This window comes from bacterium, assembly GCA_021372535.1.
In the GTDB taxonomy this organism is placed as follows: Bacteria; Latescibacterota; Latescibacteria; order Latescibacterales; family Latescibacteraceae; genus JAFGMP01.
This window is the reverse complement of record JAJFUH010000029.1, coordinates 112,245-121,865: the sequence shown is the minus strand read 5'-3', so window position 1 is coordinate 121,865 and position 9,621 is coordinate 112,245. Positions and strand designations below refer to the sequence as shown.

The following is a 9,621-nucleotide window of genomic DNA, read 5'->3' as shown; positions in this document are numbered from 1 at the left end:
GTACCAGAACGAGGCTGTCGATGCCTTTTACATGGGCGGCAGCGAGCGGGGCGGGTCGGGAGTTATCGTTCTTCCCTGCGGGTCGGGCAAGACGATCATCGGTATAGGGGCTATGGCTAAATGCTCGTCCATGACCCTTATTCTTACCACGAATATCACCGCTCTGAGACAGTGGAAACAGGAGCTTCTCGATAAAACGTTCCTCCGGGACGAGGATATCGGCGAATATTCCGGAGAGCGGAAGGATATCCTGCCGGTTACCATTGCAACGTACAACATCCTCACATACCGTAAGACAAAAACGAGCGGATTTCACCATTTCGAACTCATCAACCGCGAGGACTGGGGCCTTATCATTTATGACGAGGTTCATCTTCTGCCCGCTCCGGTGTTCCGGTACACTGCCGATATCCAGTCGAAACGGCGGCTCGGGCTCACCGCAACCCTTGTCCGCGAGGACGCCAGGGAAACGGATGTATTCAGCCTCATAGGACCGAAAAAGTACGATATACCCTGGAAAGACCTCGAAAAACAGGGATGGATAGCCGTTGCCCGCTGTACCGAAATCAGGGTTTCCCTTCCCGATGATGTCCGTATCGAATATGCCACGACGGGTATCCGGAAGCGGTATCGCATCGCTTCGGAAAATCCCGCAAAGAACAGGGTGGTCGAGCGCCTCATAGAGCGGCATAAGGACGATCTCGTGCTCGTCATCGGGCAGTACCTTCGCCAGCTCGAAACCCTCGCAAAGGAATTCAATGCGCCCATTATCACGGGGAAGGTCGACAACGCCGAACGTGAAAAACTGTACTCCGCCTTCCGTGCCGGCAGGATTAAGCTCCTCGTGGTCTCGAAAGTCGCCAATTTTGCCGTTGACCTTCCCGATGCGAACGTGGCCATACAGGTTTCGGGGACATTCGGCTCACGGCAGGAGGAGGCCCAGCGGCTCGGGCGGATTCTCAGGCCCAAGAAAAACGGCTCCGTCGCCCGTTTCTATTCGGTCGTGACCCGCGACACCCAGGATCAGGAATTCGCCGCCAAACGTCAGCTTTTCCTTACGGAGCAGGGTTATTCATACGAGATTACCGACAGCGAGACTTTTTTCCGCGATCATGCCTGCGTCGATCCGGCTGGCGGTGATTGCAGCGCATAAGCATGTTTTTCTGCGGTGTGAACACCGGTTCGCGGCAATCGCCGATCGGGGAATTGCCGAACCTTAACACGGACAATTAATGAAAATATTTAACCACAACGACACGAAGGCACAAAGAATTGTAACATATGATTTGTACTATTTTATTGTTTTAGCGATCGGCAGAAGTGACACCCATATATAAACAAATCCACGTAACTCCGTGTTCTATTAAAGATTTATGAATAGATCTGGTTAACAGGTGAATATACCAATGTATCTGCGAGATTACCTGCACGACATCCCGTTGAAAACCCTCAAGGGAATCGCCCGCACTCTCAAGGTGCCGGTGGAATACGGCGCCCGGAACAAGCTTATCAATGCCGTTGACAGGGCGTTCTGGGACGGTTCGCTTGCCGAACGCCTTTTACGGGAGCTTCCTGAGGAAAGCAGAAGGCTTCTCTCGCTCATTGCGTTTTCCTATGGCGCCGGGATTCATGAAACCGCTCTGGAGAGGAAAATCGACAGGCTGAACGGGATGAAACGCCCCGAGGTACATCGACGGCTGCAGGAACTCATCCCGTTTGCCCTCGTGGGGGGGATAAAAGAGGACGAAACACGCTATTTCTGTCCGAAAGGCATCGGGGAGCAAGTTCGGAGAATACTTATCGGAAAAGCCGTTACCAATGCTTATTCGGCCGGATCGATTCCACCGGCTACAACACCCAATCTCATGGAAGATATCTTCTCGTTTCTCGCGGAAGCCTACAAGGATACCATCCCTCTTACGCTCAAGGGGAATATTAAAAAAACATTTCTCGAAAAGGTGTTCGAAGGATCTCCGTCGTGCGCTGACCCCACAGTGAATTTCCAGAAGGAACACCGCAACGCTTTTGTGATGGAATACCTCAAAAACCGTAAACTCATCGACTTCGACCACCGGAAAGCGCATGCCACGGAGAAACTGAGCGGATGGCTTCATCTTTCCGCCGCCGTTCGTTTTCAGGATATCGTATCGTTTGCGCTTGTGCGGACGCTCCAGGATCACTCTGTCATGACCGCGTTCGGGGGAATCCTCGGCGAGGTTTCCCCGGGTACGGGTTTCAGCATCTCGGAGCTGGCGAATTTCCTTCATACGGGAACGATGGCCCAGGGCGGTTTTTCACGAATCGAGGCGCGGATTCGCGAAATTCTGACAATACTCTATCATCTGGGGCTGATTTCATACAAAAACGGACGGTTTTTCATGACCGTGACAGGAGAGCGCTTTTTCCGGGGAGATGGGCTCCCCATCGATGGAAACTCCTCCGACTTCTTCACTGTCCAGCCCAATTTCGAAATCATCGTGGGACCGGAACTCAACCCGCTCATACGGTTCAAGCTCGAACTCCTCACCGAGCGCCTGAACCGTGACATCATCCTGACATTCATGGTGACCCGTGAAGGGATAACCCGCGCCCGCGAGCGTGGTATGAACACCGGCGAGATAGTCGGTTTTTTCGACCGTCACTCGCGGACGCCGATACCCCAGAATGTCCGTTTCTCCATCGAGAGCTGGGCCGAGGCGTACGGCAGTATCCGTTTTGAGCGGACAACGCTCATGCGGTTCCGTGATACGGCGGTATGCAGCAGCGTCATGCACATCCCCAAAATCGCGCCATACGTCAAAGAACGGATCTCCGATACCGTTCTTGTCATTTCCGGCGACCGTATTTCTGCAATTACCGATATTTTGAAAGATACCGGCTACCAGCCTGAAATATTCGGCGGACCGTCCGCGGACATCATCTTTACCAGTGAAACATTCACTCCTGTCGGTATCGACGAGGTTGTGAGGGAAAAGGATTTAATGCCCGCACGCTCCGAATTTATCATCCCCGACAATCTTTTATCGAACGGCGAATCCTGATGGCAGCCATGAGAGGCTATATCGAACTCACCCGGCCGGTAAACATGCTCATATGCGGCCTTTCGGTGCTCTGCGGCGGTATAATCGGCGACAGGCCTCTCACCCTCGCGGCGGAACTTGTCCGATCCCCGGTTCATGGCGCTGTGCCGCCCTGGGCCGTCCGCACGGTGATTGCCGCCGTTTCCGCATCGTTCATACTCGCCGCCGGAAACATTCTCAACGATATACGGGATGTTTCGACCGACGCTGTCAATGCGCCGCACCGTCCCATCCCCTCGGGGCGTGTATCATCGAAAGGAGCGGCGGTTTTTGCCTTCCTGCTCACCCTTGCGGGGATAATCATGGGGATATTCCTCGGTTTTACGGGTGTTGTGCTCGCCCTCACCGCAGCGCTTCTCCTCACAGTGTATGATCTGAAACTCAAGGGTGTTCCGCTTGCGGGAAATCTGACAGTCTCCGCGCTCGGAGGACTGGCCTTCATCTACGGCGGTGTTGCCGGGCATTGCGTTCGCGAAGCGCTCGTTCCCGCATCATTCGCCCTTCTCTATCATCTCGGCCGCGAGCTCATCAAGGATGCCGCCGACCTCCGCGGCGACCGGAGGGCAGGCATCGAAACCGTCGCAACACTCCGGGGAGCACGTGCCGCCTGCAGGCTGGCTTCAGCCGTGCTGTCAGTGCTCGCCGTCCTCGTGACAATCCCCTCCGTTACCGGAGTATTCGGCCACGGGTACACGTTTCTTGTCGTGCTCGGAGTCTGTCCGGTTCTGATCTATTCCGCCATTTCGGCACTCAGGGATAACTCGGAAAAGAATCTGCGGCGTGTTTCGACACTCCTCAAAGCGGGAATGCCGACAGGGATTATCGCGGTGCTTGCGGGATTCCATGGCTGGTGAGTCCACACATCTCCGATTCGCTGTGGTACAGCGGAACGAATGGATGTGCAAATGAAAGGGATCATTTCAGGGTTTAGGCTTTTTGTAGCTGACCGAAATCCCCGAGCCGCTCGAACGGACAATCGTCGTTTCCATGTCGGGAAGGCTTTTCACATAATCGAGGAATTCCTCCGTTCCCGTATAACGGTTGAGGACATTGTGCGCGGTGAAACACCCGCCGGCTTCGAGCTTCGGATAAACCGCTACAAAGTAGTTTTTATACCACTCCTTGTCCGCATCGGAAAAAACGAAATCGAACGGCCCCTCCAGTTTCGGTACGAGATCGTGGGCATCGGCAAGACGGGCGTCTATATAATCCGAAAGCCCAGCTTTCTTAAAATTCTCGAGCGCTTTTTTGTGACGGGACTCGTCGATTTCGATGGTTGTGAGCTTTCCGCCGGTTTTGCTCAGCGCCCAGGATATCCATATTCCCGAATGCCCCGTCGATGTGCCGATTTCGAGGGCTTTTGTGTATTTATGCTCGATTATGATATCGTACAGCACTTTGCCATCCGACTCGGGGACGTTCATATCCCTCCATTTCGTCCGTTCGGCGGCGAGAAACTGCTGCACTTTCTCATCGATACTCCGTTCCTTTTCAGGCGTCTGCGACCACAGGGCCGAAGCGGTGAATGCCGCCAGTGCAACAACCATGCAAACGAGAAATACCCGATTGATATACATCCTGATTCTCCCTGAAAAAAACAGTCTTTGTCCGTTCGCCCGTCGGGCGTTTTATCAATCTGAAAATACGTTTCATGTCATGAGTTATACCAAATCCTATTTGTATTCTAATAGATGATATCATTGATATGTAAAAAATATCGATCATTATAGATTTTTTTGTATGTAACAGGGTTTATTAATTGAAACAAGAAATTTAATCATATATTAAATTTGCGACTCCGGTATCCATTAAAGGGATTCTGTTTATTATTAGTTGGTAAACTACTTAATAATGGTGAAGTTTCTGGTTCCGACGATTTGAGTATCAACCAGTAATTTCAATGTATATTTCCCTGGCTCGATGATGTATGAATTATCGATAATCAGCTTATAGGCTCCCTTCTGCATGCGTTTATCTATCATTGTAGACACCACCTTGTCCGCGTTGTTACACAAATCGATCCGGGTACGCGCGGCAGCCGGAAGATGGAAGTAAAATTGAAGAGTAACTGAAGATGGACTCGGATACATGATGCTCACAAACCTTGGGCCACATTTGTGTTCTTCGCCGGGTATCGGACGTATTTCGGTCACATCAAATGGCACGATGGTTATGCTCAGAGGCATATCGACCGGTTTTTTCTCCATATGAGAACATGAGAAACATGCAAGCACCACGACAGATGCAATTGCCGCGGATTTCAGATTAATAGCAGTTTCTTTCATGCCTTTATATCCTTCAGTCTTTCTTACTTTTTCCACGAGCTTTTTCGCATCTTTACCGTACTTGCGTATCATTTATATCCGCCGTACCTGATACAGAGTTCGATAAACTTTTCCACACGTTCGGGAGACACATCGGCCTGAATGATATGGGCCGGGGAAATCATGTATCCGCGGTTTTTGCCGAGAATCCTGATTTTTTCTATGATGTCGGCTTCGAGTTCCTCGTCCGTTCCCTTTGGCAGGAGGTCCTGCTGGTCGATTGCGCCCCAGAAGATGAACGCATCGCCGAACCTGTCCTTGAGTTCTTTCGGCCCGTGACCCGGAACTCCCGGCTGTACGGGATTGAACACCTCGAATCCCGTTTCGCGGATATCGCCGAGAAGCTTGCTGACAGCGCCGTCACAGTGAAGAATGGGAACGATGCCGGGATTTATTTTTTTGAATGCCCCATTCATTCGCGTGTAATGGTTTTTCAGAAGGTCTCTGAACATCTGCGGCGACATGAGGAGGTCGGTCTGGCTCCCGAAATCGTCACCTGACCAGATCGCGTCGACTCCGAGCTCGACGAGGTGTGTACCCACCTCGGTCTGGAAATCCGCGCAGGCGCTGAACAGCGGTTCGAGGTACTCTGCTCCGAGCGCCATGTCGAGGAGGAGCTTTTCGAAGCCGACAAGCTGGTGGGCAAGGCTGAAGATGGTCACCTCGATATCGCCGATGATGAAGTAATCGTCCCCGTATTTCCGCACGAGGTCTTCCGCATCGTCATACCGTCCCGCCGCATGGGGATCGGGGAAGGTATATGCCTTCACATCTGATGCTGTCTGCACATGGGCAAGCGGATATTCCGCAACCTCGACATAGATGTCTCCCTGCCGCATACGCATGCCGTATTCGTTGAGCCAGGTGCCGTCGCTGTTTTTCTTCGCCATGAAATCGCGGGCGGTACCTGCGCCGGTGACGACCACATCGCACCCCATGGCTGTGCGCACCTCGTTTCCGCTGATACGGTAGGTCACATCCTCGTAGAGGTTGTCCGTATACCGGGCGGGTATGCCGAGTTTTTTACCGAAATGATCGAGCAGCGAACGGCAGAGCTCGAACTGGACGGGGACACGGTCGGGAAAACCGTCTATTTTCCTGAATGCTTTGAGGACACGTTCACGCGGTTTCATAGGGGCACCATCCTCTCGTTATGATGTAATTCTGCAGTATGGTATAATAATATCTGGTCATTCATAAGCTCATAATCATTCATCCATTGTACGAGTATTGTCATTCCCAAGAGCGAAGTGAATTGGGAATCCAGTATTACGATCGTTCCGGCAAGAGCAATAGATGATGGATTCCCGTTTTCACGGGAATGACATTTTAACGTATAAAACATCTCATTCGTAAATTTATGCCCTGGTTGAAAAACCAGAAAATGATATTTATCCCACAACTCCTGTAAAACTGTAAAAACCTTCCTGAATAATCAACAGATATTACCGTAAAAATAAAAGTTTCAGCGAAACGATGATGAGCAGCACCCCGACAACACGGCTGAACCACCGTTCGGAGAGGGCGATGAATATCCGGTTTCCGAGAACGATGCCGAGAACCACCCCGGGAAGAGAATACAGGGCGTAAACGGCAAGCTTCACATTGAGAAGCCCCGATGCGCCATAGGTTATGACCCGCGCGATGGTGGCGAGGAAAAAAACCACGATGAGGGCGCGACGGAAAGCGTGTTTCGCAAACCGTCTCCCGAGCCAGTAGACGATGGGCGGTCCCCCCACGGCGAATAGACCTCCACACAGCCCGGAAAACGCGGATACCGCCAGATCGCTGCCGCTGCACTGTGACGGGAGTTCCTGTTCAAGGCATGATTCTCCATCGGCGCCGCGGCCGAGGATAAACCAGAATCCGAGCACGGCGATTACCACACCGAGCAGGATATCGAACCGTCGCACAGGTATCGCTTTGAGAATGAGAGCGCCGGCAACGGACCCGATTATCATGGCGACCGCAAGCGGAATCCAGTATGATCGGTTGTCTTTCACCGGATCGCGTATATACAGTATCGTTCCGCCAGCCGTATCGATCAGGGCGGTAAGGATTACCGCCTCGTATGTGCCGATCAGAAGCGAGCCGATCGAAACGATGATAATGGCTGTCCCGAAACCGGTCGTTGCTTTAACGACATATGCCAGGAACGAAACGAGCACGAGGGCGATTACGATAGAGAAGAACAGGTATACCTCGCAGGAGTTTATCTGTGACAGTCATCTCATAAACGATAGTTCTGTTTCAATATAGGGAAAAACATGCTGTCGGGCAACTCAGTGAGTTACATCTGTTTTTTTCCGGAATAATTTATCGGAGGGATTAAGTATACAGGGACTGCGGGCAGATTGAAATTTTCAATAAAAAACCCGGAACAGGGGATATTGTTAAATTCCCTGTTCCGGGTTTTCAAGCTCATCAACGGAAACTCTTACCACCTTGACTGCACGATCATGTCAGGATGGCGTGTATATGATAATCAGCCCAGGAGGCCCATGGCATTTTTTACATTATTGTTCGGATTGTTCTGATTGCGGGTAATTGTCTGGTTCTGTTCGGTATACTGCTGAATCGCCTCCATCTGTCTGCGTTCGGTATTGTCCGGTTGTTTGTTTGTAAGGTTCTGTATATCACGCTCGATGCCGTTGAGTTCGCGGACGACAGTTGTGGTGCGCTCACGGCCTGTTTCGACGGGATTCTGCTGTTGCAGAGTGGTCAGCTCCTGCTGGAGGTTCTGCTTCCTGTCATTGAGTTTTTTGAGTCTTTCCACCATGGGAGACCGTGTGTAGGTATCGGTATTCGTACCCGTATTTGCCTGGTTCTGCGGTGTGTTCTGGGCAGTCTGCCGAGCCTGTCGCATATCTGTCTGCGCGGTATTGTTCGTGACAGTGTTATTCTGGTTCTGCACATTCGGAATATTCATATAGCCACCTCTGACAGTTGAGGGTTCATAGCATTTGCAATCAATAATATATCGAAAATGCTAATAATGCGCAATAATTTTCTTGTGCAGTCACTCTATTTCGCTTTCAAATCCGTAAGATTGAAAAATTTCTCCGCTCACTATGCTCTGCGCCGCGTCACAGCGGGAAGACTCGAAGGCGAACACCGGAAAAATGGGGAATGCCCGAAACATCGTATGCTACAATGATGTATCAGTTTTTTTGATTCGGCTTGTCGCGCTCCTCTTTTTTGATTTCTTCCCAGAGCTTGTCCATCTCCTCAAGGGATGCCTCGCCGAGTTTCAGTCCCCGTTTAGGGAGCTCGCGCTCGATATACCGGAAGCGCCGCTGGAACTTGTCGATGGTTTTTCTGAGCGCATCTTCCGGGCAGAGGCTCACGAAACGCGCAAGATTCGCGATGGCAAACAGGAGGTCGCCCAGCTCTTCCTCGATAGCTTCCCTGTTCTGTGCCTGGCTTGCCTCCTTGAGCTCTCTGAGCTCCTCGTCGACTTTCATCATGACCTCTTCGGTTCGCGCCCAGTCGAATCCAACCCGTGATACTTTCTCCTGTATGCGCCGTGCTTTGATGAGCGCCGGAAGGTCTTTCGGAAGGCCATCGAGCACCGAGCCATCGGCTTTTTTCTCACGTTTCTCGCGGCGTTTGATCTCCTCCCAGTTCTTTATGACCTGTTCCGACCCGTCAACACATGTATCGCCGTATACATGAGGATGACGGCGCTTGAGTTTTTCGATGATGCCCCTGACAACATCCTCTATGGTGAACCGTCCCCCACGGGCGGCTATCTCCGCGTGAAAGACAACCTGGAGGAGCACATCGCCGAGCTCTTCGGTAAGACGCTCGTCCGAGCCCGAATCTATGGCTTCGAGCGCCTCGTACGTTTCCTCGACAAGGTACGGCTTGAGGCTTTCGTGTGTCTGCTCGCGATCCCATGGACAGCCGTCCGGATCGTGAAGCCGTTTCATGACCGCTATCAGTTCGTCGAATGATGACATGATTTCTCCTGAAAAAACGTTATGGTGGAAAGCACGTATAATGTACGAAAGGAATCCGATGGGGTCAACAGGAGGTTAATCGCTTAGGGAAGCTTCCCTTTTTTTACAACATCGTTATAAGGAATACCCTGAGAGTACAGTATCATGTAGTCAGGGGGCTTTGAACCACGATTCCCATGATTGACAGGGATTGCCCGGATTAAAAATCATGGAAATCCCGGCTTCATCGTGGCCGTCCCGGTCCAAGGTTTTTTT

9 protein-coding genes are annotated in these 9,621 nt (G+C 51.6%); 3 read left to right on the top strand and 6 right to left on the bottom strand.

Features of this window, described 5'->3' with window-relative positions:
• The 3 genes from LLG96_03065 to LLG96_03055 form a co-directional block, all read left to right on the top strand.
• On the top strand, positions 1-1,153 hold a 1,153-nt coding region (locus LLG96_03065; protein MCE5249179.1), incomplete at its 5' end, for a DEAD/DEAH box helicase.
• Positions 1,154-1,406: 253 nt separating this feature from the next.
• A complete protein-coding gene (locus tag LLG96_03060) occupies positions 1,407-3,041 on the top strand; it encodes a helicase-associated domain-containing protein (GenBank protein MCE5249178.1) in 1,635 nt (544 codons plus the stop codon).
• Positions 3,041-3,934, top strand: a complete 894-nt coding sequence (locus LLG96_03055; protein MCE5249177.1) for a geranylgeranylglycerol-phosphate geranylgeranyltransferase — start codon at positions 3,041-3,043, stop codon at positions 3,932-3,934. The genes LLG96_03060 and LLG96_03055 overlap by 1 nt, the downstream gene beginning before the upstream one ends.
• Positions 3,935-4,000: 66 nt before the next feature.
• On the opposite strand, the gene LLG96_03050 is transcribed toward LLG96_03055, so the two are convergent.
• From LLG96_03050 to mazG, 6 genes are all read right to left on the bottom strand, one after another.
• Complete coding sequence (locus LLG96_03050) at positions 4,001-4,657, bottom strand: class I SAM-dependent methyltransferase (GenBank protein MCE5249176.1); 657 nt, start codon at positions 4,655-4,657, stop codon at positions 4,001-4,003.
• 264 nt (positions 4,658-4,921) lie between these two features.
• On the bottom strand, positions 4,922-5,437 hold the full coding sequence (locus tag LLG96_03045; GenBank protein ID MCE5249175.1) for a hypothetical protein: 516 nt from the start codon (positions 5,435-5,437) through the stop codon (positions 4,922-4,924).
• Positions 5,434-6,537, bottom strand: coding sequence for a hypothetical protein (locus LLG96_03040; protein ID MCE5249174.1), 1,104 nt, complete (start codon positions 6,535-6,537; stop codon positions 5,434-5,436). Before LLG96_03040 ends, LLG96_03045 begins: the two co-directional genes overlap by 4 nt.
• A gap of 312 nt (positions 6,538-6,849) precedes the next feature.
• A complete protein-coding gene (locus LLG96_03035) occupies positions 6,850-7,572 on the bottom strand; it encodes a sulfite exporter TauE/SafE family protein (protein MCE5249173.1) in 723 nt (240 codons plus the stop codon).
• Between the two features lie 317 nt (positions 7,573-7,889).
• A complete protein-coding gene (locus LLG96_03030; GenBank protein MCE5249172.1) occupies positions 7,890-8,333 on the bottom strand; it encodes a hypothetical protein in 444 nt (147 codons plus the stop codon).
• A gap of 232 nt (positions 8,334-8,565) precedes the next feature.
• Complete coding sequence (mazG, locus tag LLG96_03025; GenBank protein MCE5249171.1) at positions 8,566-9,366, bottom strand: nucleoside triphosphate pyrophosphohydrolase; 801 nt, start codon at positions 9,364-9,366, stop codon at positions 8,566-8,568.
• Positions 9,367-9,621 lie beyond the last annotated feature (255 nt).

Coding starts and splice junctions, on each gene's coding strand:
- LLG96_03060 (MCE5249178.1), top strand. CDS start 1,407: ATGTATCTGCGAGATTACCTGCACGACATCCCGTTGAAAACCCTCAAG.
- LLG96_03055 (MCE5249177.1), top strand. CDS start 3,041: ATGGCAGCCATGAGAGGCTATATCGAACTCACCCGGCCGGTAAACATG.
- LLG96_03050 (MCE5249176.1), bottom strand. CDS start 4,657: ATGTATATCAATCGGGTATTTCTCGTTTGCATGGTTGTTGCACTGGCG.
- LLG96_03045 (MCE5249175.1), bottom strand. CDS start 5,437: ATGATACGCAAGTACGGTAAAGATGCGAAAAAGCTCGTGGAAAAAGTA.
- LLG96_03040 (MCE5249174.1), bottom strand. CDS start 6,537: ATGAAACCGCGTGAACGTGTCCTCAAAGCATTCAGGAAAATAGACGGT.
- LLG96_03030 (MCE5249172.1), bottom strand. CDS start 8,333: ATGAATATTCCGAATGTGCAGAACCAGAATAACACTGTCACGAACAAT.
- mazG (MCE5249171.1), bottom strand. CDS start 9,366: ATGTCATCATTCGACGAACTGATAGCGGTCATGAAACGGCTTCACGAT.